Source organism: Streptomyces sp. NPDC024017 (assembly GCF_040638895.1).
Taxonomy (GTDB): domain Bacteria; phylum Actinomycetota; class Actinomycetes; order Streptomycetales; family Streptomycetaceae; genus Streptomyces.
Window position 1 is genome coordinate 367,837 of record NZ_JBEZYZ010000004.1, and the last position, 26,451, is coordinate 394,287.

The following is a 26,451-nucleotide window of genomic DNA, read 5'->3' on the forward strand; positions in this document are numbered from 1 at the left end:
ACCGGTGAGTGGCCTGCTCACGGGCGGTATGTGGATGCCCGTGAGCACGCCGGTTCGCCCACCGGACACCTTGAGTTCGCCCGCTCCCCCTGGGATGCGGAATGCCCGGCGAAAAGGAAAGGTGTCACGGTGCGAGACCCGCGCATGTCTGCGATCGGCAAGGGACTGAAGCGTCGCGGAAGGCTGGTGAGGGAAGCGGTCAGCCGCCCGCGCCGGAACCTCGACGCCGTCCCCGGCCCCCGCCCGGCCACCGACCCCTACACCGCCCCGCCCGCCTCCCGGCTGGTGCAATCACCGGTCTTCGTCCTGTCGTCGGTGCGCTCCGGATCGACCCTGCTGCGCGTGCTGCTCAACAGCCACAGCCGCATCCGCGCCCCGCACGAGATGCACCTGCGCACCGTGCACGTCAACCTGTCCCGCGAGTTCACCGCGGACGCCATGCGGGCACTCCACCTCGACAAGGACGAGCTGGAGCACGTGCTGTGGGACCGGGTGCTGCACCTCGAACTCACCCGCAGCGGCAAGGACGTCATCGTCGACAAGACCCCGCCGAACACCCTCATCTGGCCCCGGCTGCACCGATGCTGGCCGGGCGCCCGCTACATCCTGCTGCTCCGCCACCCCGGCGCGGTCGTCGCGTCCCTCACCGACCGCCGTGCCGACCCCGATCCCGAAGCCGTCCGCGCCGAGGTCCTCCACTACAGCGAGAAGCTGGAGGAGGCCCGCCGGAACCTCGACCCCCACGTGATCACCTACGAGGAACTCACCGCCGAGCCGGAGAAGGTCACCCGCGGCATCTGCGACCACCTCGGCCTGCCCTGGGAGCCCGGCATGCTCGACTACGGCAGCCAGGACCACGGCACCTTCCGCCCCCAGCTGGGCGACTGGTCCAGCACCATCAAGTCCGGCCGCATCCAGACGGCCCGCACCGCCGACCCGGACGTGGAGCTGCCCCCACGCCTGACGGAACTCGCCCGGGCGTGGGGCTACCCCGTCTAGAGCGGCAGGGCCCCGACCGTGTTCTGCGGGGCCGTCGCCCCGACGGAGTCGACCGGCACCGTCGGCAGGGGCTCCGCCGCGGCCTCGGCCCGCTGCTGCGGCAGCGACACCGGCCGCAGCGGGCGCGGCCCCGACACCACCGTGTAGTCCTGGCCCAGGAACGGCGGGACCATCTCGCCCGGGTCCTCGCCGAGGGCCAGCTGCACGGCGGCCCAGGGGGCGTTGACCCCGCACAGGGACAGCTGGTGCAGTCCGCCGGCCGGTCGGGTGTTGACGTCCATGAGGACCGGCCGGTCGCCGAACATCCGGAACTGGATGTTGGACAGGTAGTGCAGACCGAAGCCCTCGGCGATCCGCCGGGCCGGGTCCAGCCACTGCTCGTGCAGGGTGAAGCCCCGGCGGCGGCCGTTCTTGGTGCGGCCCACCGAAAGCCGGAGCCGGTTGTCCGGGCCGGTCAGGCAGTCCACCGACACCTCGGGCTGCTCCAGGCGCGGCATCACCAGCCAGTCGACCGGCTCCTCGGCCCGCCGCAGCGCCTCCAGCACCAGGTCGAGCGGCACGTACGGGCTCGGGAACCCGCTCAGATGCATCAGCGAGAAGGGCGTACGCGTGATCACGCGGAAGCCCACCCCACCGGCCCCGGACGCCGGCTTGAAGCACGCCTTGTGCCCGCCCGCCTCCAACTCCTCGACAGCGGCGACGAGTTCGTCCTCCGAGCGGGCCCGCCACCACGGCGGCACGGGCACGCCGATCGCCTGGACCGCCTCGTAGGCGATCACCTTGTCGTGGAAGACGGCCACGGCCTCGGGCGGCGGCGCCAGCACCGCCGTGCCGGCCGCCTCGAACTCGGCGCGGTGCGCCACGATCGCAGACTGGTGCAGCCGGGGCACGAACACGTCGATGCCGCGCCGCGCGCACTGGTCCAGCGCGTACTCCACATACCCGGCGGGGGAGAGGTTCTCGGGCTCCAGCTCGGCCGTGTCGGCGGCGGCCAGGACCGGCGAGTCGGGGTCACCGTGGGTCGCATGGATCTCGACGGCCCGGTCGCTGGGATTTCTCCGCAGCTGATCCATGAAGAACACGTTCTCCGCGTACGTGCGGTTGAGCCAGACGCGTACGCGAGAGACCATGCAGGCCGCCTTTCACGGTTCGCGGGCAGGGCTGAGCAGCCCGTGCCCGGGCAGGAAAATGGAGGGACACCAAACCGCCCCTGTGAAAGGGAGTTCTCAGCGGTGGTGTTGGGCCAGATCATACGGCTTCGGCGAGCCCTGTCGTGCAACGCGCGTGTGAAGGATTTCTCCGGCCACGGCCCCCGGACGGCTCTTGTCCCGCCCGCACGGATGTGATCTCTTGGTGACGTCCGGGTGCGCGGAGGGGGCGAGAGGTGACGTCGACGGCCGGTGGCGCTGCACAACTGCTGGCCATCAGCGATCTGCACATCGGTTACCCGGAGAACCGCGCCCTGGTCGAGGGCATGCGGCCCGGGACGGACGACGACTGGCTGCTCGTGGCCGGGGACGTCGCCGAGACCGTGGCGGACATCCGCTGGACCCTCGAGACGCTCGCGGGCCGCTTCCGCAAGGTCGTCTGGGTGCCCGGCAACCATGAGCTGTGGACCCATCCGAGCGACTCCGTCACCCTGCGCGGTGTCGCCCGCTACGAGTACCTGGTCGAGCTGTGCCGGGAACTCGGGGTGACGACACCCGAGGACCCCTATCCCGTCTGGGACGGCCCCGGCGGCCCGGTGGCCGTCGCCCCGCTGTTCCTGCTCTACGACTACTCGTTCCTGCCGGCCGGCTGCACCACCAAGGAGCAGGGCCTGGAGTACGCGCAGGGCACCGGGATCGTGTGCGCCGACGAGTACCTGCTGCACCCCGACCCGTACCCGAGCCGGGAGGCCTGGTGCCGGGCCCGGGTCGCCGAGACCGAACGCAGACTCGCCGAACTGCCCGGCGACATGCCGGTGATCCCCGTCAACCACTACCCGCTGCACCGGCATCCGATGGACGTGCTGTGGCACCCCGAGTTCGCCATGTGGTGCGGCACGGACCTGACCGCCGACTGGCACCGCAGGTTCTGTGTGCACACCATGGTCTACGGCCATCTGCACATCCCCCGCACCACCCGGCACGAGGACGTGCGCTTCGAGGAGGTGTCGGTGGGCTATCCGCGCGAGTGGAGCAAGCGGTCCCAGCCGCCGGGGCGGCTGCGGCGCATCCTGCCGGGGGAGGGCGAAGAGCGGTGATCGAGGAGCTGTTGCCGGAGGCTGTGGTCACCGTGGAGGCGTACGGCCACGAGGACGCCGACACCCCGCTGTACCCCGAGGAGGCGGCGCTCCTGTCACGGGCGACCGCCAAGCGGCGCAGGGAGTTCGCCGTCGTGCGCTCCTGCGCCCGCCGCGCCATGGAGAAGCTCGGCGTGCCGCCGCAGCCGATCCTGCCCGGGGAGCGCGGCGCCCCCGGCTGGCCGGCCGGCCTGGCCGGGAGCATGACCCACTGCGAGGGCTACTGCGCCGCCGCACTGGTCCGCGCCACCGACCTGGCCTCCCTGGGCATCGACGCCGAGGTCCAAGGCCCGCTGCCCGAGGGGACCCTGCCGTCCGTGTCCCTGCCGGCCGAGGCGGACCGGCTGCACAGGCTCGCCGCCGAACGCCCCGACATCCACTGGGACCGGTTGCTGTTCAGCGCGAAGGAGTCCGTCTACAAGGCGTGGTTCCCCCTCACCGGGCAGTGGCTGGACTTCATGGAGGCCGACATCGAGCTCACCCCCGACGGCACCTTCCGCGCGGCGCTGCTCGTCCCCGGGCCGCTGGTGGGCGGCCGTCGCGTCGACCATTTCGACGGCCGCTGGACGGCGGGGCGGGGCCTGGTCGCCACGGCGGTCGCGGTACCGCACGCCTGACCCCGCTCCGCGAGGCTCCGCCTCCGGCGCTCCGGGTCAGGGCCCCGTCTCAGGGCACCAGTTCTCCAGGAGCCGGAAGAACGCCTCCTCGTTGCCGGACAGCCCGGCCCGCTCCAGGGCCTGCTCCGCCTCGGCGAGCACCGCGGGCGGGACGAGCGGCGGGCCGCCCTCCAGGTCGAAGGCGGCCCGGACGGTGTGCAGCAGCCGCAGATAGGCCTGGACGGCGGTGCGTTCACGATCGGTCAGAACGGCGGTGGGCATCGGTCGGCTCTCCCCGTGTCGGCGTCGTCTCTCCCGCGCCCTCGCGGCGCGCACGCCCCGCACAGCGGTGGCGCCCCTCCAGCTTGCCGCCCACCACTGACAATCCGGCCCCGCCGCCCTCCGGTTCGCCCGCTCGGCGGAGGCGGACCGCACCACGTCGCCGCTGAGGACGACCCGTCAGCCCTGTGGCCCGCGATACCCGAGCGACGCCTCGATCCGCCCCGCCAGATGGTCCCGCTGCACCGGCCCCCGCGACGACGAACCGGCGAGCCACGCACGGCACTTGCTGGCGAGCAGCAGGCCGAAGCTCTCGGCCTCCTTCTCGTCGTCGAGGTCGAAGCGGGTGCGCGCGGCGACCTTCAGCACGGTCGCCTGGAGGTCGGCGCCGTCGTCGAGCAGCCGGGCCGCGACGGCGGCGCCCTCGACGTGGTGGGAGCAGTGACCGGCCTTCATGTGCCACAGCTCGTGGCCCAGGATCACCAACTGGTGATCGGGGGCGGTGCGTTCCTCGATCACGACGAGGTCCTGCTCGGCCATGTCGAGCCAGAGCCCGCTGGCGGTCCCGGGCGGGAACGCGGCCGTACGGAAGCGGACGGGGCGGCCGCGGCGTCTGCTCATGCCGTCGCACAGGGCGGCGTACAGCTCGTCGGGCCGTGCCGGCGCGGGGAGGGTCAGCTCCGCGACCAGCTCGCCGCACAGGCGGCGCATTTCCTTACCGATGCCCACAGTTCTCCCCACGGTCACGACTCGGGCCGCTTGACGCTCTCCAGGAGCATGTCCAGCCACTCCGCGACCTTGTCGCGGTGCTGGTCGGTGGGCAGTTGCGCGGCCCGCCAGGCGATGCCGCGCACGCCGTGGTCCTGCAGCAGCCGCTCCAGCGGGTCGTCCGCCGCCGCGGCCGCCTCCCGCTCGCGGTCGGCGAGCTTCTGCAGCAACTCCTGCTCGGTGTGCTGGAGGGCGCTCACGAGCGCCTCCGGGTCCTCGGCCGTCAGGAAGCCGGCGTGCACCCGGAAGAACCGCTGGAGGGCGTCGCAGTGCTCCATGGTCGGCCGCCGGTCGCCGTTGATGAGGGCGCCGGCCTGCTGGCGGGACATGCCCGCGCCGTCGGCGATCTCCTGCTGGGTGTACTTGCGGCCGTTGGGCTTGAGCCGGGTCCGGCGCAACAGGTCCAGTCGCTGCAGGAACCGGGCCTGGACATCGGGCTCGCCCGCCGGCCGGCCACTGAGCAGGGCCTTGACCACGGGGTCCGGGACTCCGGAGGCGACGGACAGCCGGCCGATGTCGAAGACCTCGGCGTGCGGCACGCCGAGTCGGTCGGCGAGCGCGCCGACACGGGAGACGACGGCCGGTAGCACGGCCGTCGGCGTGGCGCCCGGACCCTCGACGAAGCCACCCGTCACCGACAGATCTCCTACGTATCTCACAGGCTTCTCACACGTGGATGCCGTGACCTACCCCGGCGTGAACTTCCCGGAGCGTAGCCGGTGGTTCGAACTCACATCCAGGTCTCGCCACAACTGTGGCCAATTTCAGCCGTCAACAGGCACGAAATGCCACGATAGTTGACACGCCTCAGCTCGGGGCAGCAGGATCGGGGCGCCGCGTCAAGGCCGCACAGGCAAGAGGGGTGACCTCCCGATGGCATATCAGGCAGGAGGGCAGCGGCCGGCACCGCGGCCCGTCCCCGAGACTCCCGAGGCCCAGGCCTACCTGGAGGACTACGCCGGGCTGCTGGAGGGTGTCTCCTTCCCCTCCCTCGTCGTCGACCACTGCTGGGACGTGGTGCTGACCAACGGCGCCTTCCGGTCACTCTTCCGAGAGGTCGGCCCGCATCCGACGGCCATGCCGGGCGACAACTTCCTCAGGTTCGTGCTGTTCCACCCCGACGCCCCCACGGTGCTCGGTGAGCACGAGGCGAGCTGGTGCCTGCCGATGCTCGCGCACTTCGCACGGACCGTGGAGAGCCACGGCCCCGACCACGGCCTCCAGGCCATCCGCCGCGACATCGCCCAGGACCCGATCATGGAGGCCGCCTACCGGCACGGCCTGCCGCACTGGATCCGCGCGGTCGGCGAGGACGCCGTCGAGCAGGACGGTGCCGTACGGCCGCTGCTGCACCCGGATCCGCGCCGGGGCGCCACCGAGTGCCGGATCGTCGTCGAGACGTCCAGGACGCTCGAGGAACTGGGCTGCGCCCGGGTGACGTTCGTCCTGCGCGAGGCCCGCCGCGCAGCGTCCCGGGAGCGCCGCACGCGCCGTACCGCCTCCCACCTGAGGGTCGTCCCCGCGGCCGACTGACCGCTCCCGCGCGTTCCCCCACCCTCGTCCGCACCATTCCCAGAGCATGTGGTGTGTGACATAGTACTGGCGTGAGCGAGTCGCTGACCTGCGATGTCGTGGTGGTCGGTGCCGGAGTGGTCGGCGCCGCCGCCGCCCTGTACGCGGCCCGGGCGGGCCTGGACGCCGTCGTGGTGGACCGGGGGCCGGTGGCCGGCGGTACGACCGGAGCGGGGGAGGGGAACCTCCTCGTCTCCGACAAGGAACCCGGACCGGAGCTCGAACTGGCCCTGCTGTCCGCCCGGCTGTGGGCCGGACTGGCCCGGGAGGGACTGGGCAGGGCCGTCGAATACGAGGCCAAGGGCGGTGTCGTCGTCGCCGGCACGGACCGGGCCCTGGCCGGGCTGGAGAAACTCGCCGCCGGGCAGCGCGCGGCCGGGGTCGAGGCCGTCCCGGTGCCGCCCGACCGGCTCACCGACCTGGAGCCGTATCTGACCCCCCACCTCGCGGGCGGCATGCACTACCCGCAGGACGCCCAGGTGATGCCCGCCCTCGCGGCGGCGCACCTGCTGCGCGCGTCGAAGGCCCGGGTGCTCACCGGCCGGGAGATGACCGGGGTCCTGCGCGGCCCGGGCGGTGCGGTGCGCGGTGTGCGTACCGACCGGGGCGACGTCCACGCCCCCGCGGTCGTCAACGCCGCCGGCACCTGGGGCGGCGAGGTGGCGGCCCGCGCCGGAGTGTCCCTGCCGGTGCTGCCCCGGCGGGGCTTCGTCCTGGTCACCGAACCGCTGCCGCCCCGCATCCGGCACAAGGTGTACGCCGCCGACTACGTGGCCGACGTCGCGAGCGACTCGGCGGCGCTGCAGACCTCCCCGGTCGTGGAGGGCACCCCGGCCGGGCCCATCCTCATCGGCGCCAGCCGCGAACGGGTCGGCTTCGACCGGTCGCTGTCACTCCCGGCGCTGCGCGCGCTGGCGGCCGGGGCGACCGGGCTCTTCCCGTTCCTCCACGAAGTCCGGGCCGTGCGGACGTACGCCGGCTTCCGGCCGTATCTGCCGGACCACCTGCCCGCGATCGGCCCCGACCCGCGGGCGCCCGGACTCCTCCACGCCTGCGGGCACGAGGGCGCCGGTGTCGGTCTCGCCACCGGCACCGGGCATCTGATCGCCCAGGTGCTGACCGGGCGGACACCCGACCTGGACCTGGGCCCGTTCCGGCCCGACCGCTTCACCGAGGAGGCCGAGTGAACTCCCTGGAGCCGGCGGGGGCCAGGCCCGGCCCCGCCTTCACCGTCACGTTCGACGGACGGCCGGTCGGGGCGCTGCCCGGCCAGACGGTCGCCGCCGTGCTGTGGGCGGCAGGGGTGACGTCGTGGCGCTCCACCCGGCGCGAGGGCCGTCCGCGCGGGGTGTTCTGCGGGATCGGCGTCTGCTTCGACTGCCTGGTGACCGTCAACGGCCGCCCCAACCAACGGGCCTGCCTGGTGCCGGTGCGGCCGGGGGACGCGATCGGCACCCAGGACGGCATGGGCCACGAGGAGGCGCACCATGCGGACTGACCTCGCCGTGATCGGCGCCGGACCGGCCGGGCTCGCCGCGGCCCTGGCCGCCTCCGCGCGCGGCGTGCGGGTCACGCTCGTCGACGCCGCACCCGCACCGGGCGGGCAGATCTACCGCCGGCCCGCCGCCGGACTCGGCGCCGGGCGGCCCGAGGCGCCGCACCACCAGTGGCGGACCTGGGAGCGGCTGCGGGACGGACTCGCCGCAAGCGCCGCAGACGTCCTGACGGAACACCATGTGTGGTGCGTGGAGCGGACGTCGGAGGGCTTCACCGTGCACGCGCTGCTCGGGCCCGCGCAGGAGCAGCCCGCCGAGGTGCCCGCCCGCGCCGTCCTCCTGGCCACCGGCGGCTACGAGCAGGTGCTGCCCTTCCCCGGCTGGACCCTCCCCGGTGTCGTCACGGCCGGGGGAGCCCAGGCCATGCTCAAGGGCGGGCTCGTGGTGCCGGGGCGCCGAGCGGTCGTGGCCGGGACCGGGCCGCTGCTGCTGCCCGTGGCGACCGGGCTCGCGGCAGCCGGCGTCGAGGTCGCCGCGCTCGTCGAGTCGGCGGGCCCGGGGCGCCTCGCCCGCCACGGCCCGGCCCTGGCCGGCAAGCTCCCCGAGGGCGCCGCGTACGCGGCCCGGCTGCTGCGCCACCGCGTCCCGGTTCTCACCCGGCACACCGTCGTCCGCGCCCACGGCGACGACCGGCTGACCGGCGTCACCGTCGCCGCCCTCGACACCGACGGGCGCGTCCGGCCCGGCACCGAACGGCACCTGCCCTGCGACACCCTCGCCGTCGGCCACGGCATGCTCCCGCACACCGACCTCGCCGAGAGCCTCGGCTGCCGCCTCGACGGGCTGACCGTGGCGGTCGACACCGAGCAGCGCACGGACGTGCCCGGCGTGTGGGCCGCCGGGGAGGCCACCGGCATCGGCGGCGCCGCACTCGCCCTCGCCGAGGGGCACATCGCCGGCTGCTGCGCCGCCGCCCACCTGCACGGCACCACCCCCGACCCGGCGCCCGCCGCCCTCAAGGCCCGTACGAAGCTCATGCGATCCGCCGCCGCCCTCGACTCCGCCTACGCGCCGCCCGCGCACTGGCCCGAGCAGCTCACCGACGACACCGTGGTCTGCCGCTGCGAGGAGGTCACCGCGGGGGCCGTGCGCGAGGCCCTGGACCTCGGAGCGGGCGACGAACGCACCGTGAAGCTGCTCACCCGGGCCGGAATGGGCTGGTGCCAGGGCCGGATGTGCGGCACCGCGATCGCCGGTCTCGCCGGCTGCGCACCCACCCCGGCCAAGCGCCCGTTCGCCCGTCCCGTGCCGCTCGGCGTCCTCGCCCGGCAACATCCCCAGGAGGGACCGTCATGACCGAACACCGCCCCTGGCGCGGCGTCCTCGTCGCCACCGCGCTCCCGCTGAACGACGACCTCTCGGTGAACTACGACCAGTACGCCGAGCACTGCGCCTGGCTGGTCCGCAACGGCTGCGACGGCGTCGTGCCGAACGGCTCCCTCGGCGAGTACCAGGTGCTTACGCCCGAGGAGCGGGCCCGGGTCGTCGAGACGGCCGTCGCCGCGATCGGCGGGGAGCGCGTGATGCCCGGCGTCGCCGCGTACGGGTCCGCCGAGTCCCGGCGCTGGGCCGAGCAGGCCGGCGAGGCCGGCTGCCGCGCGGTGATGCTGCTGCCGCCGAACGCCTACCGCGCCGACGAGCGCTCCGTCCTCGCCCACTACGCCGAGGTCGCCAGGTCGGGCCTGCCGGTCGTCGCGTACAACAACCCGATCGACACCAAGGTCGACCTCGTGCCGGAGCTGCTCGCCCGGCTGCACGGCGAGGGGCACATCCAGGGGGTGAAGGAGTTCTCGGGCGATGTCCGCCGGGCCTACCGGATCGCCGAACTCGCCCCCGAACTGGACCTGCTGATCGGCGCGGACGACGTTCTGCTGGAGCTGGCGGTCGCGGGCGCCAAGGGCTGGGTGGCGGGCTACCCGAACGCGCTGCCCCGGGCCTCCGTCGAGCTGTACCGCGCTGCCGTCGGCGGCGACCTGGACACCGCGCTGCCCCTGTACCGGCAGCTGCATCCGCTGCTGCGCTGGGACTCGCGCGTGGAGTTCGTCCAGGCCATCAAGCTGTCCATGGACCTCGTCGGCCGCCACGGCGGACCCTGCCGCCCGCCCCGCGCGGCGCTGCTGCCCGGGCAGGAGGCGGCGGTCCGTGCCGCCACGGAGAAGGCCCTCGCGGCCGGACTGGCCTAGGGCCTGTCGTTTGGATCAGGTCGCAGGGAGGCGACGGTGCTGTTCAACGCCGGTGAGCGGGGTCTGGTGCGTGTAGCTGCAAGGCGGAGGAGGGAGTCGACGCGATGGGGGTCCCTCTCGCGCGAGCGCAGCCGAGCGTGGGGGAGTCGGCGACCGACGACAACGCGGCAGATGCGCGTGCCAGACCCCGCGTCTGCGGCCTGATCCAAACGACAGGGCCTAGCCCGCACAAGAGTCTGGGGACCGACCATGCGCAGCAAACTCGTCCTGCACGCCGTCGACTCGCACACCGAGGGCATGCCGACCCGCGTGATCACCGGCGGCATCGGCACCATCCCCGGCGCCACCATGAACGAACGGCGGCTGTGGTTCCGCGAACACCGCGACGACATCAAGCAGTTGCTGATGAACGAGCCGCGCGGCCACTCCGCCATGAGTGGCGCGATCCTCCAGCCGCCGACCCGGCCCGACTGCGACTGGGGCGTCGTCTACATCGAGGTCTCCGGCTATCTGCCGATGTGCGGGCACGGCACCATCGGCGTGGCGACCGTGCTGGTCGAGACCGGCATGGTCGAGGTCGTCGAGCCGGTCACCACCATCCGGCTCGACACCCCGGCCGGCCCGGTCGTCGCCGAGGTGGCCGTCGAGGGCGGGGCCGCCAAAACGGTCACCCTGCGGAACGTGCCCTCCTTCGCCCTCGGCCTGGACCGCGAGGCCACCCTCGCCGACGGCAGGACGGTGACGTACGACCTCGCCTTCGGCGGCAACTTCTACGCCATCCTGCCGCTGGAGCGGTTCGGCCTGCCCTTCGACCGGTCCCGCAAGGACGAGATCCTCGCCGCCGGCCTGTCCCTCATGGCCGCCGTCAACGCCGAGGACCCACCCGTCCACCCGGAGGACCCGTCCATCCACGGCCTCCACCACGTGTACCTGGCCGCCCCCGGCTCGACCGCCCGCCACTCCCGGCACGCCATGGCCATCCACCCCGGCTGGTTCGACCGCTCGCCCTGCGGCACCGGGACCAGCGCCCGGATGGCACAGCTGCACGCGCGCGGCGAACTCCCGCTGCACACCGAGTTCGTGAACGAGTCCTTCATCGGCACCCGCTTCACGGGCAGACTGCTCGGCACGACCGAGGTCGTCGGGCAGCCGGCCGTGCTGCCCAGTTTCACCGGCCGCGCCTGGATCACCGGCACAGCCCAGTACCTGCTGGACCCCGAGGACCCGTTCCCGGCGGGCTTCGTCCTGTAGACACCCCCCGTAAGGGCACGAGAGAGGAACCCCGACCGTCATGGTCCCGCAGCACACCCCCGCCCTGCCCGTGCTGGGCAGCAGGAAGCCCAGCCACCGGGAGCGGGTCGCGGACGCGCTGCGGGCCGCCCTGATCGCCGGTGAACTGCGGCCCGGGGAGATCTACTCGGCCCCGGGCCTCGCCGCCCGCTTCGGCGTCTCCGCCACGCCCGTGCGCGAGGCCATGCTCGACCTGGCCAAGGAGGGCCTGGTCGACACCGTGCCCAACAAGGGCTTCCGGGTCACCGCCGTGTCCGAGCGGCAGCTCGACGAGTACACCCACATCCGGGCGCTGATCGAGATCCCCACCACGGCGGACCTGGCCCGCACGGCCGACCCGGTGGCCCTGGAGGCGCTCCGCCCGGTCGCCGAGGAGATCGTCTCCTCCGCCGCGGCCGGCGACCTCATCGCCTACGTCGAGGCCGACCTGCGCTTCCACCTCGGCCTGCTGGCCCTCGCCGGCAACGGCCATCTCGTCGACGTGGTGCGCGACCTGAGACGCCGCTCCCGGCTCTACGGGCTGACGGCGCTGGCCGAGCAGGGCCGGCTGGAGGCGTCGGCCGAGGAACACCTGGAGATCCTGGACGCGCTGCTCGCCCGGGACGAGGCGGCCGTACGGGCCGTGATGGCCCGGCACCTCGGGCACGTCCGGGGGCTGTGGGCCGCGCCCTGACGGGCCTGTCCGCCCGTGGCCGCACGAGACCGATCGCCGCCCCGGTGCCGACGGGCCGGGACGGCGGATCGGGCGGCCGGTTCACAGGTCCAGCACGAGCCGCTTCCCGCGGCAGCGCGACACGCAGATGAGCATGGTCTCGCCGGCCGCGCGTTCGTCCTCCGTCAGGACCGAATCGCGGTGGTCCGGTTCGCCGTCGAGGACGTCGGTCTCGCACGTGCCGCAGGTGCCCTCGGTGCAGGAGTACAGCACCTCGACCCCGGCGGCGCGCACGGCGTCGAGCACGGACACGTCCGGCGCGACGGTGAGCGTCCTGCCGCTGCGCGCCAGCTCCACCTCGAACTCCGTGCCGGCGCCGGTCTCCTGCTCCTTCGGCTGGAACCGCTCGACGCGCAGCACCCCGGACGGGCACCGGGCCTCGACCGCGTCCAGCAGCGGCCCGGGGCCGCAGCAGTAGACGAGCGTGCCCTCGGGTACGTCCTCCAGCACGGAGGGCAGGTCCAGCAGGCCCGTCTCGTCCTCGGGTGCGATCGTCACCCGGTCCCCGTAGCGGCCGAGTTCCTCGCCGAACGCCATGGACCGGCGGGTGCGTCCGCCGTACAGCAGCGTCCACTCGGCGCCCGCCGCGTCGGCCGCCGCCAGCATCGGCAGGATCGGGGTGATGCCGATGCCGCCCGCGACGAAGCGGTACCGGGCAGCGGGCTCCAGACCGAAGTTGTTCCGGGGCCCGCGCACCCGCACCTTGGCGCCCTCGCCCAGCTGCTCGTGCACATGGGCCGAGCCGCCCCGCCCGGCGCTCTCGCGCAGCACCGCGATCCGCCACGCCGACCGGTTCGCCGGATCGCCGCACAGTGAGTACTGCCGCTCCAGGCCGGGCCCCAGCAGGACGTCGACGTGGGCGCCCGGCTCCCAGGCCGGCAGCGGCTCACCCAGCGGATGGCGCAGGGTGAGGGCGAGCACGCCATCGGCCGCGAACTCCCGCCGCTCGACGACGAGTTCGGCTTCGTACACGCTCATGAGCTGTCCCCTCGCGGCTCGTCGACGCAATGCCCCTGCGGATGGGCGAGCATCCACTCCCACATCTCGACCGGGTCCTGCGCGGTGTGCTCACGGCCGCAGTGGCACGTGCCGTGCAGGGTGTCGGTGCCGGGCAGCCAGGCGATGCGGTAGATCTCGCCGGTCGGAGCGGTCACTGGACCTTCTCCACGGGCTTCTCGCCCTGCTCCACCAGCCGGGCGAGGATGCGGCGGGCGGCCAGACCACCGGTGTCGATGTTGATGCTCAGCTCCTGGTAGCCGGTGCGCTCGGTGCCGAGGGTCTTCTGCAGCAGGTTGAGCGCGGTGACGTCCTGCATCACCACCGTGTGGTTGTTGCCGCGCAGGAACTCGGTGACCTCGGCGTCGTCCGTCGCCCAGTCCCGGGAAACCGCCCAGAAGTCGTACACCTTGCCGTCGCCGGACGGCGTGATCGCGTACGTGATCTCGGTGTGGAAGCCGTTCGGGTCGCTGCCGTCCGCCTCGGGCAGTACCCCGACCGGGGCGATGCGGCTGTGCAGCAGATACAGACAGGGCGCGTGGTACTCGATGTCCTGCCAGCGGGTGATCCGGCCCTCGATGCCGGTCGACCTGGCGTAGAACGGCGGGCACTCGGCGTCGTCCATGTGCCGGCTCACCCGGACGATCCCGGCGCCTTCGTCGACCTCGGTGTTGATCGGTGTCTCGGCGACCTCGGGGGTGCCGATGTAACCACCGTGCAGATACGTCTCGTGGGACAGGTCGAGGAGGTTGTCGACGAGCAGGCCGTAGTCGCAGTCGATGGGCTCCATGCCGCGCACGGTGACCCAGCCGGGGGAGTCGAGGTGCCGGGCCCGGGGGATGGTCTGCGGATCGGCGAGCGCGGGGTCACCGATCCACACCCAGATCAGCGAGTCCTGCTCGACGACCGGGTAGGAGGCGACCCGGGCCGTGCGCGGCACCCGTTTCTGCCCCGGCACGTACACGCACGTACCGGACGTGTCGTAGGTGAACCCGTGGTACCCGCACACGATCCGGTCGCCGTCGAGCCGCGTCGGGGCCTCGGACAGCGGGTACCGGCGGTGCACACACCGGTCGTGCAGCACGACCGGAGTGCCCTCCTCCTCGGTCCGGTAGAGCACGAGCGTCTCACCGAGGATCGTCCGTCCGAGCAACTCCCGCCCGACTTCGTGACTGTAGGCGGCGACGTACCACTGGTTCCTGGCGAACGCGGTCATGTGGGGCATGGGCACTGGCTCCCGTCTCTGGTCGTGCTGTCATCGTCGGGGCGGCCCTCCGGGCACCGCAACGGCCCTTCCGCCAGGCGGAAGCCGCCTTCGGCAGAAGCGGTTTCCGAATCAAAAAGTGAAATCGAAACGGAATTCTCCACTTTGTTCTCGCGGAGAATTGTCTTAGGCTGGACGCATGGAAAAGACAAGAACGAAGTTCTACGTAGTGAAGCGCGGTGACAATCTCACCAAGATCGCGCGGATGCACCGCGTGAGTCTGGATGAGATTCTGGAGTGGAACCCGCAGATCGAGGATCCGGACCTCATCCACCCCGGCGACCGGATTCGCGTGTCACCGCCCCGGGAAGAGGGCGGTGAGTTCGAGAGCGAATGACCAGAACCGAAAGCCGGCCGGCCCGTACGCTCAGCCGAATGACAGGCCTGCGTAACGGGCCGCCGTGGTCGGCATGGCGCACCCGTGCGAAAACGCGGGTTGCCTAATTCGAAGCGCAACTCGAGTACGAAAGCGTTAGTCCCCGTCCGGAAGAGAGCACGACGCTTATCCAAAGAAGCGGGGGCATCTCGAAAGGGCCCCGAACCGCCGTCGACGAGAAATTCGGCCGTGGCGTTGGGGTAGGGGGTACCGGGTTTGTCTCGGATTTTCTCCCCTCCGTGTCCCGGGGCACCCGGTGCACGGAGGGGATAAGCGCCGTTGAAGCGAGTGGCAGTCGCACAGCCGCCGCCAGGCCGTTGCCCGGTCCGGGTCGGCGGCGGCGTGTAGCAGCAGCAGGTCGTGAACTGGAATCGGTCGGAGGCGGTGTGCTGCACGCGTCCGGCGGTGGTGAGCCGGTCGAGGAGGTGCTTCGCGACGCCGATCGGGGAGTCGAGCATGTTGCGGCCGCCTCGGCGGCGAAATCCGGGCCGAGGTGTAGACCGAGCAGGGCGAACAGCGTGCTGCGTCCGGCTCCAGCGCGGCGTAGGAGTGGTCGAAGACGGTACGGACGGCGGGCTGGCGATTACCGGTGACGGACAGTTTGGTAGACGGGCGCACGGTCAGCCAGGCGCTCGCCCGCTTCCGGCTCGGCCCCCACCCGCTGCGCCCCGAGGGTGTTGGTCGGCAGGGCGCGGGCCCCGGGCCCGGGCGAGCACGTCAAGGGGCGTTGTGCGGGCGGCGTGGCCTGCGGTCAGGCCGCGAAGGTCGGGCCGGCTGGTGACGAGGACCGCGACCCGGGTGGTGCCGGGCAGTAACGGCCGGATCTGCTCGGCACTGGCGTCGTCGTCGGTTCCACCGGCTGCGCTCGGGCCGGCCTCGTGCGGCCGGGCTGCCGGGATACGGCCTCGAGGCGCTTGTCGGAGGCGCGGGCCGCCGAGGGAGCCCAGGAACAAACGGCTCCGGCGAAGCCGGCCCAGATGCCGATGAGGAAGAAGTCTCCGTGACTCGGGGTGAGCCGTCCCGTCGGCTCACCCCGGCCTCGGCGGCGGGCGAGCGGCCGGCCGCACCCGTGCAGGTGGCGCGTATTCTCCTGTCCTGACAGCGAGTGCGAGGAGTCGAGCGCCACGACGGAGGTCGGACCGCAGTGCGCGATGCGTCGTCCGGCGGGCTGCTCGTAGGTTGGAGTTGCAGCGGTCGCGCCTGTAGAGATCGGCAGGTCACGCGTGACGTCAACGGAGATGGATTTCGAGGAGCTGTTCGACGCCGCACCGAATCCGTACCTGGTGCTCGACGCCGACCTGGTGGTCTGCCACGCCAACCGGGCCTACCTCCGGGTCGCCGGCAGGAACCGCGAAGAACTGGTCGGGCGGTACATCCTGGAGGCGTTTCCGGACACCCCCGGCGCGCCGGAGGCAGCGCGTGACTTCGGCGCCTCGCTCCAGCGCGTCCTGGACTCCCACGCGCCCGACGCGGTGGCACCGCGGCGATTCGACATTCCCGTCGACGGCAAGCCGGGCGAGGTGGAGGAGCGCTGGTGGTGCGGGATGTCCAGCCCCGTCCTGGGGACGGACGGCGCCGTGAAATGGATCATCGCGCGGGCCGACGACGTCACCGAGTTGATGCATTCCCCGGTCGTCCGGGAGCTCACCCCGCCGCTGAGCAACCAGGCGACAGGGATCGCAGCCCAGGTGTACGCCCGGTCGCACGATCTGGAACAGCTGAACGAGCGACTGCGCCAGGCGCATGCCCGTGAACGCGAGATCGCCGTCACCCTCCAGGAGGTCATGCTCCGCTCGCCCGACCTGGACAGGCACCGGGAGATCGCCGTGCGCTACCTGCCGGCCTACGGAACGCTCAACGTGTGCGGCGACTGGTACGACGTGGTCGATCTGCCGCCCGACCGCTACTCCATCGCCGTCGGCGACGTCGTCGGCCACGGCCTGGAGGCCGCCGCCGTCATGGGCATGCTGCGCAGCGCCCTGAGCGCCGCCATCCGGGCGGTTCCCAGCCCCGCACAGGCCCTGGAGGTGCTGGGCCTGTACGCCAGGGCGGTCGACGGCGCGCTGGCCACCACCGTGGCCCAGGTGCTCATCGACCCGCGCAGCCGGCTGATCATCTACAGCAACGCCGGCCACCCACCGCCGATCCTGCTCAGCCCGGACGGCAGCTGCCAACTGCTGGACCAGGCCACCGACCCGCCGCTGGGCGCCCGGCCGGAACACGTCCCCCGCCCCCAGGCCGGCCTGTCCTACATCCGCGGGGACACCCTCGTGCTCTACACCGACGGCCTCATCGAACGCCGCGACGAGGACATCGACGTCGGCCTGGCCCGGCTGATCGACGCCCTGGCCCGGTCCGGCACGCTCCCGGTGGAGGAACTCGCCGACGGACTGCTGGCCGAGATGGGCGTCCCCGGAGGTGGTCAGGACGACGACATCGCCCTGGTCGTCGTCCGCCTGTGAGCAGGTTTCCACGGAAGCCGTTTCCACATCAAAAAGTGAAATCGAAACGGAATTCTCGACTTTCCCGTGACAGGGAATGCATTTACTCTGGGTGCATGGAAAGGACAGTAGAGTTCTACACAGTGAAACGTGGCGACACGCTCAGTAAGATCGCGCTGATGCACCGCGTGACGCTGGACCAGCTTCTGGAGTGGAATCCCTGGATCATGAATCCGGATATCATTTACCCCGCTCAGCGGATCCGCGTGGCTCCCCCAGAAGTGGAGGGTGAGTTCCAACCCTTCCCAGGGGCCGACTTCTTCCAGCCCTCCGTGAGCAGCCCGGTCATCGAGGCCATGGGCTACCGCCTCATCGACGAGGACTGCGGGGTGTACGCCGACGGGCCCGACTCGCAGTGGAGCGAAGCGGACCGGAAGTCGTACGCGAATTGGCAGTGGAAACTCGGATTCAGGGGCCAGGACGCTGACGGCATACCGGGCCGGAAGTCGTGGAATAGGCTGCACGTACCGGCCGTCTACGAGTGACCAGAACCGCTCCGGGACGGCCATCGCGGACCGCTTGGCGCGCACGGGCGAAAACCCGGATCGCCTATCTCGAAGCCCAGCTGGAACGCGAACATGTCAAGCCGTGCTCCGAAGACCGCAAGACGCTCGTCGAGGGAATGCGGGGCCATCTGAAAAAGGCCGGAGCGGCTGCCGACGAGGATTTCGGATGGCGGCGTGCCTGGTCCGGATCGGCCGCGCGTGAGGGCGTCTGGTCGAACATACGCAGCGCGGAGGTGATGCTCCTGCAACTGGTCTCCGCCGAGGAAGCCGCCGGACGTGCCAGCGAGGTCATGGCGCTGGTCAAGGAACATCTGGAAACGGACGACCCACGCCGCGTCCGCCTGGCCCGGCGGCTCCGTTCCATCATCTCCGGTGAGATCTCACCGAGCGACCGTGACCTCATGGTCCGGGCGCTCGACGCCGCGTACAACGCGCTGGACGACGAGCTGGCCCGGGTGCGCAGCCTGCGCAACATCCTGTGGACCGCGACGTTCCTCGTCCTGCTCGGCGTGGCCGGCCTCGCCGTCTACGGCTGGTTCTTCCCCCAGTCGCTGAGCATGTGCTTCACGCCCAAGGTCAATCCCGGGGACACGGGCGGAGTCGACGTCGTGTGTCCCACGGCGGAGCATCCCGACGAGGAGGTGGGCACCCCCGCCAGCAGCCTGGCTCAGCCGAGGGACATCCTCACCGTCGAGATCGCCGGGCTCGCCGGCGCGGCACTCACCGTCATCGCCTCACTGCGCCACATCCGGGGCACCGACGCTCCCTACATGCTGCCCCTGGCGTCGGCGGTGCTGAAGTTCCCCACCGGCGCCCTGTCCGCCTTCCTCGGACTGCTGCTGATCCGGGGCGCCTTCGTCCCCGGGCTCAGCGACCTCGACAGCAGGGCGCAGGTCCTCGGCTGGGCCGCGGCCTTCGGCGCCGCCCAGCACCTTGTGACCCGACTGGTCGACGACCGCGCCCAGATGACGCTGTCGGAGGTGGGCAGGACGACCGACGCCATGATCGACCCCGAGAGAGCCGCCGTCCGGGAGCACAGCGTGCTGGGAGGGACCGGCGCGCCCGGACCGCCGACCGCCTTCCAGGACGGCGCGGGACCGCACGAAGGGCCACAGGAGGGAACCCGCGAGGGAGAGCGCGCGGACGAAGGGGTGGACGGGGCTCGCCCGCGAGCCGGGCCCTGACCGGCCGCCCGCTCACCGCTTGAGCGGTGTGTGCGCCGTCTCCGGCAGCCGCAGGTACACCAGCGACGACAGCAGGCAGAGCACCGCGACGTACCAGGGGAACAGCCCGGCGTGGCCCACCTCCTTGAACAGCGTGCCCACGTACGGAGCCGTGCCGCCGAAGAGGGCCACCGTCAGCGAGTAGGGGAAGCCGATACCGGCCGCGCGGACCCGGGGCGGGAAGATCTCCGCGTTCACGGCCGCGCTGATCGAGGTGAACCCGGTCAGCAGCACCATGCCCGCGCACTGCACGAGCAGCAGCACGGCGAACGAGTCACGCAGGGTGTGCAGCAGGGGCACCGCGAGCAGTGCGAAGCCCAGGCCGAAGAAGAGCAGCAGGGGGCGGCGGCCGAAGCGGTCCGAGAGCAGGCCGCCCAGCGGTTGCAGCAGGGCGAAGAACGCCAGTGAGATCGTGCCCGCGAGCAGCGCGTCCGACTTCTCGATGCCCGCGTTGAGTTCGGCGTACGTCGGCAGGTACGACGTCCAGGTGTAGTAGGCGATGGTGCCGCCCGCCGTGATGCCGCCGATGAGCAGCGACTCGCGCGGGTGCCGGCGCAGCGCCTCGAACAGACCCGGGCGCGGGGCCTGCTGCTGCTCGGCGCTGCGGGTCTCCTGCGCGCCCTGCCGGATCCAGAAGCCGACCAGGCTCAGCAGGGCCCCGAGGACGAACGGGACCCGCCAGCCCCAGCCGTTCATCTGCCCGTCGCTCAGCGTGTCCACCAGCAGCGCGGCGATGCCGGAGGCGACGAGCTGTCCCACTGTCGTCGACACGTACTGGAAGCTGGAGAACAGCCCGCGCCGGCCGGGGCCCGCCGACTCCACCAGGAATGTCGTCGAGGCCGCGAACTCGCCGCCCACGGACAGACCCTGCAGCAGCCGCGCGAGTACCAGGATGACCGGCGCCAGCACGCCCACCGCCGCGTACGTCGGGGTCAGCCCGACGAGCAGGCTGCTGCCGCCCATCAGCAGGATGGTGACCGTCAGCGCGGCCCGCCGCCCGTGCCGGTCCGCGACCGCGCCCATCAGCAGTCCGCCGACCGGCCGCATGAAGAAGCCGACCGCGAACACCGCGAACGTGGACAGCAACGGCACCAGCGAGTTGTCCGCGCTCTTCGGGAAGACCTGGGCGGCGATGTAGGTGGCCAGAAACGTGTAGGCGTACCAGTCGTACCACTCCACGGCGTTGCCCACGGAGGCGGCGAGGAGCTGGCGTACGGGCCGTTTCGTCGGCGGGGAAGCCGTCTGCGTCTCTGTCACGCCCCTCACCCTCCCCTGGGAACGCCCCGGCACACCTGGCGTACCGGCGACTTTCACACGAGTGTCACGCGCCCCTTCCTTGACGTTTGGTGTCCCTGAAACACTCCTTCCGCGCAGATTCCGTCACGTTCCGGCCATCCAGCACAGCAGGATGAGAGGTCTGTCCTACATGTCCGAAGTCAACCGGCGCCGCTTCCTTCAACTCGCGGGTGCCACCACGGCCTTCAGTGCGCTGTCGGCCAGCATCCAGCGCGCCGCCGCCCTTCCGGCGAACCACCGCACCGGGTCGATCGAGGATGTCGAGCACATCGTCGTCCTCATGCAGGAGAACCGTTCCTTCGACCACTACTTCGGCACCCTGAGAGGCGTCCGCGGCTTCGGCGACCCCCGCCCGGTCACCCTCGACAACGGCAAACCGGTCTGGCACCAGGAGAAGGACGGCAAGGAGATTTTGCCGTTCCACCCGGACGCCGACGACCTCGGCATGCAGTTCCTGGAGGGCCTGCCGCACGGCTGGCCCGACGGCCACCAGGCCTACAACGGCGGCAAGTACGACCGGTGGGTGCCCGCCAAGGGCACCACGACCATGGCGTACCTGACCCGCGAGGACATCCCGTTCCACTACGCCCTCGCCGACTCCTTCACCGTCTGCGACGCCTACCACTGCTCGTTCATCGGCTCCACCGACCCGAACCGCTACTACATGTGGTCGGGTTACACGGGCAACGACGGCACCGGCGGCGGCCCGGTCCTCGGCAACGACGAACTCGGCTACGGCTGGACGACCTATCCCGAGCGCCTGGAGCAGGCCGGCATCTCCTGGAAGGTCTACCAGGACATCGGCGACGGCCTCGACGCCCATGGCTCCTGGGGCTGGATCGAGGACGCCTACCGCGGCAACTACGGCGACAACTCCCTGCTCTACTTCAACAGGTACCGCGATGCCAAGCCCGGCGACCCCTGGTACGACAAGGCCCGCACCGGTACGAACGCCAAGGCCGGCGAGGGCTACTTCGACCGGCTGAAGGCGGACGTCAAGGCCGGCAAGCTGCCGCAGATCTCCTGGATCGCCGCCCCCGAGGCCTTCTCCGAGCACTCCAACTGGCCGTCCAACTACGGCGCCTGGTACATCGCGCAGGTCCTGGACGCCCTCACCTCCAACCCGGAGGTCTGGTCGAAGACGGCCCTGTTCATCACGTACGACGAGAACGACGGCTTCTTCGACCACGTGGTGCCGCCACTGCCGCCCAAGGACGCCTCCCGCGGACTGTCCACCGTCGACGTCTCCCTCGACCTCTTCCCGGGCGACAGCAAGAAGACGGCCGGCCCCTACGGCCTCGGCCCCCGGGTGCCGATGCTGGTCGTCTCGCCGTGGAGCAAGGGCGGCTACGTCTGCTCCGAGACCCTCGACCACACCTCGATCCTGCGGTTCATGGAGCGCCGCTTCGGCGTGCGCGAGCCCAACATCTCGCCGTGGCGCCGGGCCGTCTGCGGTGACCTGACGGCCGCGTTCGACTTCTCCCGCAAGGACGCGCGCCCGGCCCCGCTGCCCGGCACCGACGCGTACGAGCCGCAGGACCGCGAGCGTCACCCGGACTACAAACCGACGCCGCCCGCCGACCCGCGCATGCCCCGGCAGGAGCGCGGACTGCGCCGCTCCCGGCCGCTGAAGTACGCCCCGCACGTGGACGCCTCGGTCGACGCGGCGGCCGGGAAGCTCACCCTGACCTTCGCCTCCGGCGCGAAGGCCGGCGCCGCCTTCCACATCACCTCGGGCAACCGTACCGACGGTCCCTGGATGTACACCACCGAGGCCGGCAAGACGCTCTCCGACACCTGGAACTCGGCGTACTCCGGAGGTTCCTACGACCTGACCGTGCACGGCCCGAACGGCTTCGTGCGCGTCTTCAAGGGCTCGAACAAGGCGGCCGGCTGCGAGGTCACCGCCCGCCACACCGGCGACGACGTCGAGCTGACCTTCACCAACAAGGGCTCCGGCACGGCCCGCCTGAAGCTCTCCAGCGGCTACGGCGGCCGGACCTCCACCGTCACCGTCCGCCCGGGCGCGAAGGTGTGCCGGACCGTCGAACTCGCCGCCGGCCACCGCTGGTACGACCTGACCGTCACCGCCGAGGGCGACAAGGCGTTCCTGCGGCGGTTCGCGGGGCACGTCGAGAACGGGCAGCCGGGGGTGAGCGACCCGGCGATCATCACCGCGTAGCGGGAGTGAGGTGCCCCGGACCGTGCGGCCGGGGCACCAGCGCCGGTTCGGCCGCCGCCGAGCCGGGCTCCAGGGCCAGGACGGCGGCCACCGGATGGTCGTCGTCCACCGGGGCGTCCGCGGGTGCCGCCCGGCTGAGCAGCACCACGCCCCAGGACGCCAGGCCCGCCCCGGCGAGCGCGAGCAGCACACCCGCCGCGCCGCCCTGGAGGCGTTCGCCCAGCAGCGACAGGCCGATCACCGCGGCGGCCAGCGGGTTGGCCAGCGTCACCATCGCGAGCGGGCCGCCCAGACCGCCCCGGTACGCCGTCTGCGACAGCAGCAGCCCACCGGCCGCGAAGGCCGCCACGAGCAGCGCCACGCCGACCACCTGGACGCTCAGCACCGGACCGGACCGGTCCGTCGCGGCCACCGTCACGGTCTGTGTGAGGGCCGAGGCGACCCCGGAGGCGAGGCCGGACGCGGTCGCGTGCCGCAGCCCGGGGCGGGCGCCCGGCCGGGACAGCACCCCGATGAGCGCCGCGGTGGCGCCCGCCACCGCCACCGCCTCGGGCACGCTCAGCACATCGTCCGGAGCCGGAGCGGACGCCGTGACCAGGATCGCGCCCAGGCCCAGCAACGTCAGCGCGGTGCCCCTCCACTCGACCGCGCTCACCCGCCGTCCCGCCATCCGCGCCCCCATGGGCACCGCCGCGACCAGCGTGAGCGCGCCGAGCGGCTGGACCACGGTCAGCGGGCCGTACCTCAGGGCGACGACGTGCAGCAGCGCGGCCGACGCGTTCAGCCCGACCGACCACCACCAGGCGCCGCTGCCCAGCAGCCGCAGCGTGCCCGTGCCGGGGGACCGGGACGCGAGCCGCTCCTGGGAGACCGCCGCGGCCGCGTAGGCGACGGCGGAGACGAGGGACAGGGCGACGGCGATCAGGACGGCGTTCATCGGCCGGCTCCCACGAGTGTCTGCTCGTCCCGCTGAGCCGGTACGAGACCGCCCTGCGCCCGGCCGGCCGTGGTCGCCGTGCGGTGCGGCAGGTGTATCACCGCGAGCGCGAGGCCGAGCAGGGCCGCCGCCACGATCGCGTCCAGCCAGTAGTGGTTCGCCGTGCCGACGATCACCAGCAGCGTCAGCAGCGGATGCGCCGTCCAGAGCCACCGCCACCGCGAGCGGGTGGCGACGATCAGGCCGACGGCCACCATCAGGGCCCAGCCGAAGTGCAGCGACGGCATCGCCGCGAACTGGTTCGACAGGGAGTCCGTCGCGGGATCGCCGTACACCGACGGCCCGTACGCCCGTGCCGTGTCCACCAGGCCGGTCGCCGCCGGCATGCGCGGCGGGGCGAGCGGGAACAGCAGGTGCAGCGCCAGGGCGGCGGCGGTGACCGCGGCCAGCACCCGGCGGGCCCACACGTAGTGGGCCGGGCGGCGCAGATAGAGCCAGACCAGGAAGGCGGCGGTGGCCGGGAAGTGGACGGCCGCGTAGTAGGTGTTCGCGACGTGCACCAGGCCGTCGCCGTGCAGCAGCAGGGACTGCACCGCCCCCTCGCCGGGCAGATGGACCGCTCGCTCGAAGTCCCACACGCGGTGCGCGTTGTGGAAGGCCTCGCCGGTGTGGCCGGTGGCCAGCTGCCGACCGAACTTGTAGACGAGGAAGAGCCCTGCGACGAGCAGGAGCTCCCGGACGAGCGGCGGTCGCGCTATCGCGTCGGACCCCGCCGGCGCAGGCTCGGTGCGGGCATTCATCCCCCGGCCCCTTCGGTGACGGTGGTGCTGTTATCGGTACGAGAGCGTACCGATACGCCAGTGTACCGATACGGCTGCGTACCGGTACACTGGTGTATCGATAGACGTACGACACATCGCCGGCCGGGAATTTTCCGGCCGCCCGACGAAAGCCAGGAGCACCGCCCATGACGTCGCAGGCTGCGGACCGGCCCGAGCCGGCCGGTGTCACGCGCCGCTCCAAGATCACGCCTGAGCGTGAGCAGGAGTTCTACGACGCCGTGCTGGAGCAACTGGGCGAGTGCGGCTACGACTCCGTCACCATGGAGGGGATCGCCGCCAGCACCCGGTGCAGCAAGTCCACGCTCTACCGCCAGTGGAAGACCAAGCCCCAGCTGGTGGCGGCGGCGCTGCGCTCCCACCGGCGGACACGCTGCATCGACACCGGCTCGCTCGCCGAGGACCTGCGGGAAGCGGCCCGGGCGGCGGGCGAGTTGTCGGGCCGGGACACCAGGCTGCTCCAAGCCCTCGCCCATGCCGCCGGCCAGGATCCGGAGCTGCAGCGCGCCTTGCGCGAGGCGCTGGTCGAGCCGGAGATCGCGGCGCTGAAGGAGATCATCCGGCGCGGGGTCGAACGCGGAGAGGTGCCCGCCGATCATCCGGCGCTGGAGTACATCCCGGCACAGGTGCTCGGCGTCCTGCGGGTGCGGCCCATCCTGGAGGGCGAGTGGGCCGACCCGGACTACCTGGTCCGGTTCGTGGAGGCCGCCGTGCTGCCGGCACTGGGCCTGACCTGAGACTCGGGCCGCCGTCCACCGGATGACCGGACGGTGACCCGACCGCGCCGACCCGTGGGGACGGGGGCGGCGCGCACCCCCCGGCCGGGTGGGGTTCCCCCGTGAGCGGCAGGGGCGCCCCACCCGGCCGACCGGTGTGTGCGGGGCGCCCGCTCCCGGTCAGACGTCCTGGCCGTTGCCGCTGCCCGTCGCCACCTTGATGCCCTTGGTGATGTCGTCGAGCACGGTCTCCTGCTGGTCCGCGTCGACGCCGAACCGCACGACGACCATCTGCTTGGCGTTCGCGGGGGAGGGGAACGCGAGCGACTCCACGATGCCGTCGGCGCCCTTGCTCGTGACGGCCTTCCAGCGGACCAGGTAGCCCTTCTGCCCGGCCACGGTCACGGCCTTGGAGTCCAGCACGTCGTGGGAGGTGATCCCGCCGTAGGACTTGCCGCCGTAGGACTCCTCGGCGTTCCTCGCGATGTCCGCCTTGGCGATCTCCTCGGCGGTGGTGCCCTTCGTGCCGAGGAGCAGTGCCGGGGCCGAGTACGCGCCGCCCTTGGTGCAGGTCGAGGAGGTGTCGCCGGGGCACTTGTAGGAGTCGTCGGACGTCACCTGCGCGCCGACCCGGGCCTCCTGGCCGTACCAGCCCTTCGGTATCGGCAGACTGATCCCGCTGACCGCGTCGGTCACCGACCCGCTCCTGATCTTGGGCGGCTCGGACTGCTCGGGCCGCGGACTCTGCCCACCGGACCCGCCGTCGCCGCCGGACCCCCCGGATCCACCCGAGCCTCCGGACCCGCCCGGCCCGCCGAACGGCCCGCCCTGGCCCCCGGGTGCGCCCGGCCCTCCGGGCCCCTGCGAGGTGGCCGACCCGCCTCCGCCGCCGTTGTCCGTCAGCGCGTACACGCCCACACCGATGCTGGTGAGCACGACCACGGCCGCGGCGACGGCGGCACCTATCCGCAGCCGCCGCCCCTTGCCGTCCGCAGGCGGTGCGGGATAGGCGGGATAGGCGGGATACCCGGCGGCCGCAGGGTAAGTGCCGCTGCCGAGCCGCCCGTCGGCTCCCGGCTGCCCGAAGGCACCCGGATGTCCGGCAGCCGGTGAGCCCCACGCGCCCGCAGGCTGCGCAGCTCCGGTCTGCCCGGTACCGCCCGGGTGCCCGGCGGCTCCCGGGTCCCCGGCACCGGTCAACTGCCCATCGCGAGGCTGCTCGGCACCTCCGGAGGCCCCGGTGCCGGCGGGCTGCACGGTTCCCGGAGCCTCGGCGGCAGCCGGCGCCCCTGCGCCGGCCGGCTGTCCAGTCCCCGGGGTCTCGCTTCCGGTCGGCTGTCCGGTTCCCGGAGTCTCGCTCCCGGCCGGCCGTCCGG

The 26,451-nt window shown here is 72.3% G+C and carries 26 protein-coding genes and 2 pseudogenes; 17 read left to right on the forward strand and 11 right to left on the reverse strand.

The annotated features are described in order from the left end of the window. Window positions 1-144 precede the first annotated feature (144 nt). A complete protein-coding gene (locus AB0G20_RS12985) occupies window positions 145-999 on the forward strand; it encodes a sulfotransferase (protein ID WP_361300229.1) in 855 nt (284 codons plus the stop codon). On the opposite strand, the gene AB0G20_RS12990 is transcribed toward AB0G20_RS12985, so the two are convergent. Beyond that, a complete protein-coding gene (locus AB0G20_RS12990) occupies window positions 996-2,129 on the reverse strand; it encodes an ATP-grasp domain-containing protein (RefSeq protein ID WP_361300232.1) in 1,134 nt (377 codons plus the stop codon). The genes AB0G20_RS12985 and AB0G20_RS12990 overlap by 4 nt on opposite strands. 254 nt (window positions 2,130-2,383) lie before the next feature. Here AB0G20_RS12990 and AB0G20_RS12995 point away from each other — a divergent pair, with 254 nt between their 5' ends. Next, the gene (locus tag AB0G20_RS12995; protein ID WP_361300235.1) at window positions 2,384-3,244 is read left to right on the forward strand and encodes a metallophosphoesterase; all 861 of its coding nucleotides are present in this window, start codon (window positions 2,384-2,386) and stop codon (window positions 3,242-3,244) included. Next, entirely contained in the window at window positions 3,241-3,900 is a 660-nt protein-coding gene (locus AB0G20_RS13000; RefSeq protein ID WP_361300238.1) for a 4'-phosphopantetheinyl transferase superfamily protein, read from the forward strand. The genes AB0G20_RS12995 and AB0G20_RS13000 overlap by 4 nt, the downstream gene beginning before the upstream one ends. Window positions 3,901-3,936: 36 nt before the next feature. On the opposite strand, the gene AB0G20_RS13005 is transcribed toward AB0G20_RS13000, so the two are convergent. The 3 genes from AB0G20_RS13005 to AB0G20_RS13015 all read right to left on the reverse strand — a co-directional run bounded on the left by AB0G20_RS13005 (window position 3,937) and on the right by AB0G20_RS13015 (window position 5,561). Then, the gene (locus AB0G20_RS13005; RefSeq protein ID WP_361300241.1) at window positions 3,937-4,161 is read right to left on the reverse strand and encodes a hypothetical protein; all 225 of its coding nucleotides are present in this window, start codon (window positions 4,159-4,161) and stop codon (window positions 3,937-3,939) included. 177 nt (window positions 4,162-4,338) lie between these two features. Continuing rightward, window positions 4,339-4,869 (reverse strand): toxin-antitoxin system, toxin component, encoded by a 531-nt coding sequence (locus AB0G20_RS13010; RefSeq protein ID WP_361300936.1) that lies wholly within the window; start codon window positions 4,867-4,869, stop codon window positions 4,339-4,341. 32 nt (window positions 4,870-4,901) lie between these two features. Further along, window positions 4,902-5,561 (reverse strand): helix-turn-helix transcriptional regulator, encoded by a 660-nt coding sequence (locus AB0G20_RS13015; RefSeq protein WP_361300244.1) that lies wholly within the window; start codon window positions 5,559-5,561, stop codon window positions 4,902-4,904. Window positions 5,562-5,799: 238 nt separating this feature from the next. On the opposite strand from AB0G20_RS13015, the gene AB0G20_RS13020 reads away from it, so the two are divergent. From AB0G20_RS13020 to AB0G20_RS13050, 7 genes are all read left to right on the forward strand, one after another. Then, window positions 5,800-6,459: a hypothetical protein gene (locus AB0G20_RS13020; RefSeq protein ID WP_361300247.1), complete on the forward strand. Its 660-nt coding sequence runs from the start codon at window positions 5,800-5,802 to the stop codon at window positions 6,457-6,459. A gap of 71 nt (window positions 6,460-6,530) precedes the next feature. Beyond that, window positions 6,531-7,685 (forward strand): FAD-binding oxidoreductase, encoded by a 1,155-nt coding sequence (locus AB0G20_RS13025; protein WP_361300250.1) that lies wholly within the window; start codon window positions 6,531-6,533, stop codon window positions 7,683-7,685. Then, window positions 7,682-7,996: a (2Fe-2S)-binding protein gene (locus tag AB0G20_RS13030; RefSeq protein ID WP_361300253.1), complete on the forward strand. Its 315-nt coding sequence runs from the start codon at window positions 7,682-7,684 to the stop codon at window positions 7,994-7,996. Before AB0G20_RS13025 ends, AB0G20_RS13030 begins: the two co-directional genes overlap by 4 nt. Further along, window positions 7,986-9,350, forward strand: coding sequence for an NAD(P)/FAD-dependent oxidoreductase (locus AB0G20_RS13035; RefSeq protein WP_361300256.1), 1,365 nt, complete (start codon window positions 7,986-7,988; stop codon window positions 9,348-9,350). Before AB0G20_RS13030 ends, AB0G20_RS13035 begins: the two co-directional genes overlap by 11 nt. Next, window positions 9,347-10,237 (forward strand): dihydrodipicolinate synthase family protein, encoded by an 891-nt coding sequence (locus AB0G20_RS13040; RefSeq protein WP_361300259.1) that lies wholly within the window; start codon window positions 9,347-9,349, stop codon window positions 10,235-10,237. The genes AB0G20_RS13035 and AB0G20_RS13040 overlap by 4 nt, the downstream gene beginning before the upstream one ends. Window positions 10,238-10,486: 249 nt before the next feature. Continuing rightward, the gene (locus tag AB0G20_RS13045; RefSeq protein WP_361300262.1) at window positions 10,487-11,488 is read left to right on the forward strand and encodes a proline racemase family protein; all 1,002 of its coding nucleotides are present in this window, start codon (window positions 10,487-10,489) and stop codon (window positions 11,486-11,488) included. A 40-nt stretch (window positions 11,489-11,528) separates the two neighbouring features. Beyond that, window positions 11,529-12,200: a GntR family transcriptional regulator gene (locus AB0G20_RS13050; protein WP_361300265.1), complete on the forward strand. Its 672-nt coding sequence runs from the start codon at window positions 11,529-11,531 to the stop codon at window positions 12,198-12,200. An 81-nt stretch (window positions 12,201-12,281) separates the two neighbouring features. Here the strand turns inward: AB0G20_RS13050 and AB0G20_RS13055 are convergent, their stop codons facing one another. The 3 genes from AB0G20_RS13055 to AB0G20_RS13065 are packed head-to-tail and all read right to left on the reverse strand — an operon-like array spanning window position 12,282 to window position 14,460. Further along, a complete protein-coding gene (locus tag AB0G20_RS13055; protein ID WP_361300268.1) occupies window positions 12,282-13,217 on the reverse strand; it encodes a PDR/VanB family oxidoreductase in 936 nt (311 codons plus the stop codon). Further along, window positions 13,214-13,393: a hypothetical protein gene (locus tag AB0G20_RS13060; RefSeq protein ID WP_361300271.1), complete on the reverse strand. Its 180-nt coding sequence runs from the start codon at window positions 13,391-13,393 to the stop codon at window positions 13,214-13,216. The genes AB0G20_RS13055 and AB0G20_RS13060 overlap by 4 nt, the downstream gene beginning before the upstream one ends. Further along, window positions 13,390-14,460, reverse strand: coding sequence for an aromatic ring-hydroxylating dioxygenase subunit alpha (locus AB0G20_RS13065; protein ID WP_361300274.1), 1,071 nt, complete (start codon window positions 14,458-14,460; stop codon window positions 13,390-13,392). The genes AB0G20_RS13060 and AB0G20_RS13065 overlap by 4 nt, the downstream gene beginning before the upstream one ends. Before the next feature lie 178 nt (window positions 14,461-14,638). Between AB0G20_RS13065 and AB0G20_RS13070 the strand changes: the two genes are divergently transcribed. The 5 genes and pseudogenes from AB0G20_RS13070 (at window position 14,639) to AB0G20_RS13090 (ending at window position 19,066) form a co-directional block, all read left to right on the forward strand. Continuing rightward, window positions 14,639-14,836 (forward strand): LysM domain-containing protein, encoded by a 198-nt coding sequence (locus AB0G20_RS13070; RefSeq protein ID WP_361300277.1) that lies wholly within the window; start codon window positions 14,639-14,641, stop codon window positions 14,834-14,836. A gap of 1,262 nt (window positions 14,837-16,098) precedes the next feature. Continuing rightward, window positions 16,099-17,337, forward strand: coding sequence for a SpoIIE family protein phosphatase (locus tag AB0G20_RS13075; RefSeq protein WP_361300280.1), 1,239 nt, complete (start codon window positions 16,099-16,101; stop codon window positions 17,335-17,337). Window positions 17,338-17,432: 95 nt separating this feature from the next. Then, window positions 17,433-17,573, forward strand: a pseudogene (locus AB0G20_RS13080) (LysM domain-containing protein); the annotation flags it as partial. A gap of 36 nt (window positions 17,574-17,609) precedes the next feature. Beyond that, a pseudogene (locus AB0G20_RS13085) lies at window positions 17,610-17,861 on the forward strand (peptidoglycan-binding protein); the annotation flags it as partial. 137 nt (window positions 17,862-17,998) lie between these two features. Beyond that, window positions 17,999-19,066 (forward strand): hypothetical protein, encoded by a 1,068-nt coding sequence (locus AB0G20_RS13090; RefSeq protein WP_361300283.1) that lies wholly within the window; start codon window positions 17,999-18,001, stop codon window positions 19,064-19,066. A gap of 12 nt (window positions 19,067-19,078) precedes the next feature. Here the strand turns inward: AB0G20_RS13090 and AB0G20_RS13095 are convergent, their stop codons facing one another. Continuing rightward, window positions 19,079-20,362, reverse strand: a complete 1,284-nt coding sequence (locus tag AB0G20_RS13095) for an MFS transporter (protein ID WP_361300286.1) — start codon at window positions 20,360-20,362, stop codon at window positions 19,079-19,081. Window positions 20,363-20,531: 169 nt separating this feature from the next. Between AB0G20_RS13095 and AB0G20_RS13100 the strand changes: the two genes are divergently transcribed. Then, entirely contained in the window at window positions 20,532-22,583 is a 2,052-nt protein-coding gene (locus tag AB0G20_RS13100) for a phosphocholine-specific phospholipase C (RefSeq protein ID WP_361300289.1), read from the forward strand. Here the strand turns inward: AB0G20_RS13100 and AB0G20_RS13105 are convergent. Both AB0G20_RS13105 and AB0G20_RS13110 read right to left on the reverse strand, forming a co-directional pair. Beyond that, window positions 22,573-23,520, reverse strand: a complete 948-nt coding sequence (locus tag AB0G20_RS13105) for a hypothetical protein (protein WP_361300292.1) — start codon at window positions 23,518-23,520, stop codon at window positions 22,573-22,575. The two genes, AB0G20_RS13100 and AB0G20_RS13105, sit on opposite strands and share 11 nt — an antisense overlap. Beyond that, window positions 23,517-24,320, reverse strand: coding sequence for a phosphatase PAP2 family protein (locus tag AB0G20_RS13110; protein WP_361300295.1), 804 nt, complete (start codon window positions 24,318-24,320; stop codon window positions 23,517-23,519). Before AB0G20_RS13110 ends, AB0G20_RS13105 begins: the two co-directional genes overlap by 4 nt. A 167-nt stretch (window positions 24,321-24,487) precedes the next feature. On the opposite strand from AB0G20_RS13110, the gene AB0G20_RS13115 reads away from it, so the two are divergent. Beyond that, window positions 24,488-25,096, forward strand: coding sequence for a TetR/AcrR family transcriptional regulator (locus AB0G20_RS13115; protein ID WP_361300298.1), 609 nt, complete (start codon window positions 24,488-24,490; stop codon window positions 25,094-25,096). A 159-nt stretch (window positions 25,097-25,255) separates the two neighbouring features. On the opposite strand, the gene AB0G20_RS13120 is transcribed toward AB0G20_RS13115, so the two are convergent. After that, window positions 25,256-26,275, reverse strand: a complete 1,020-nt coding sequence (locus AB0G20_RS13120) for a hypothetical protein (protein WP_361300939.1) — start codon at window positions 26,273-26,275, stop codon at window positions 25,256-25,258. Window positions 26,276-26,451 lie beyond the last annotated feature (176 nt).

Coding starts and splice junctions, on each gene's coding strand:
- AB0G20_RS12985 (WP_361300229.1), top strand. CDS start 145: ATGTCTGCGATCGGCAAGGGACTGAAGCGTCGCGGAAGGCTGGTGAGG.
- AB0G20_RS12990 (WP_361300232.1), bottom strand. CDS start 2,129: ATGGTCTCTCGCGTACGCGTCTGGCTCAACCGCACGTACGCGGAGAAC.
- AB0G20_RS13005 (WP_361300241.1), bottom strand. CDS start 4,161: ATGCCCACCGCCGTTCTGACCGATCGTGAACGCACCGCCGTCCAGGCC.
- AB0G20_RS13010 (WP_361300936.1), bottom strand. CDS start 4,869: ATGCGCCGCCTGTGCGGCGAGCTGGTCGCGGAGCTGACCCTCCCCGCG.
- AB0G20_RS13020 (WP_361300247.1), top strand. CDS start 5,800: ATGGCATATCAGGCAGGAGGGCAGCGGCCGGCACCGCGGCCCGTCCCC.
- AB0G20_RS13035 (WP_361300256.1), top strand. CDS start 7,986: ATGCGGACTGACCTCGCCGTGATCGGCGCCGGACCGGCCGGGCTCGCC.
- AB0G20_RS13040 (WP_361300259.1), top strand. CDS start 9,347: ATGACCGAACACCGCCCCTGGCGCGGCGTCCTCGTCGCCACCGCGCTC.
- AB0G20_RS13045 (WP_361300262.1), top strand. CDS start 10,487: ATGCGCAGCAAACTCGTCCTGCACGCCGTCGACTCGCACACCGAGGGC.
- AB0G20_RS13050 (WP_361300265.1), top strand. CDS start 11,529: ATGGTCCCGCAGCACACCCCCGCCCTGCCCGTGCTGGGCAGCAGGAAG.
- AB0G20_RS13055 (WP_361300268.1), bottom strand. CDS start 13,217: ATGAGCGTGTACGAAGCCGAACTCGTCGTCGAGCGGCGGGAGTTCGCG.
- AB0G20_RS13065 (WP_361300274.1), bottom strand. CDS start 14,460: ATGCCCCACATGACCGCGTTCGCCAGGAACCAGTGGTACGTCGCCGCC.
- AB0G20_RS13070 (WP_361300277.1), top strand. CDS start 14,639: ATGGAAAAGACAAGAACGAAGTTCTACGTAGTGAAGCGCGGTGACAAT.
- AB0G20_RS13090 (WP_361300283.1), top strand. CDS start 17,999: ATGCGGGGCCATCTGAAAAAGGCCGGAGCGGCTGCCGACGAGGATTTC.
- AB0G20_RS13100 (WP_361300289.1), top strand. CDS start 20,532: ATGTCCGAAGTCAACCGGCGCCGCTTCCTTCAACTCGCGGGTGCCACC.
- AB0G20_RS13105 (WP_361300292.1), bottom strand. CDS start 23,520: ATGAACGCCGTCCTGATCGCCGTCGCCCTGTCCCTCGTCTCCGCCGTC.
- AB0G20_RS13110 (WP_361300295.1), bottom strand. CDS start 24,320: ATGAATGCCCGCACCGAGCCTGCGCCGGCGGGGTCCGACGCGATAGCG.
- AB0G20_RS13115 (WP_361300298.1), top strand. CDS start 24,488: ATGACGTCGCAGGCTGCGGACCGGCCCGAGCCGGCCGGTGTCACGCGC.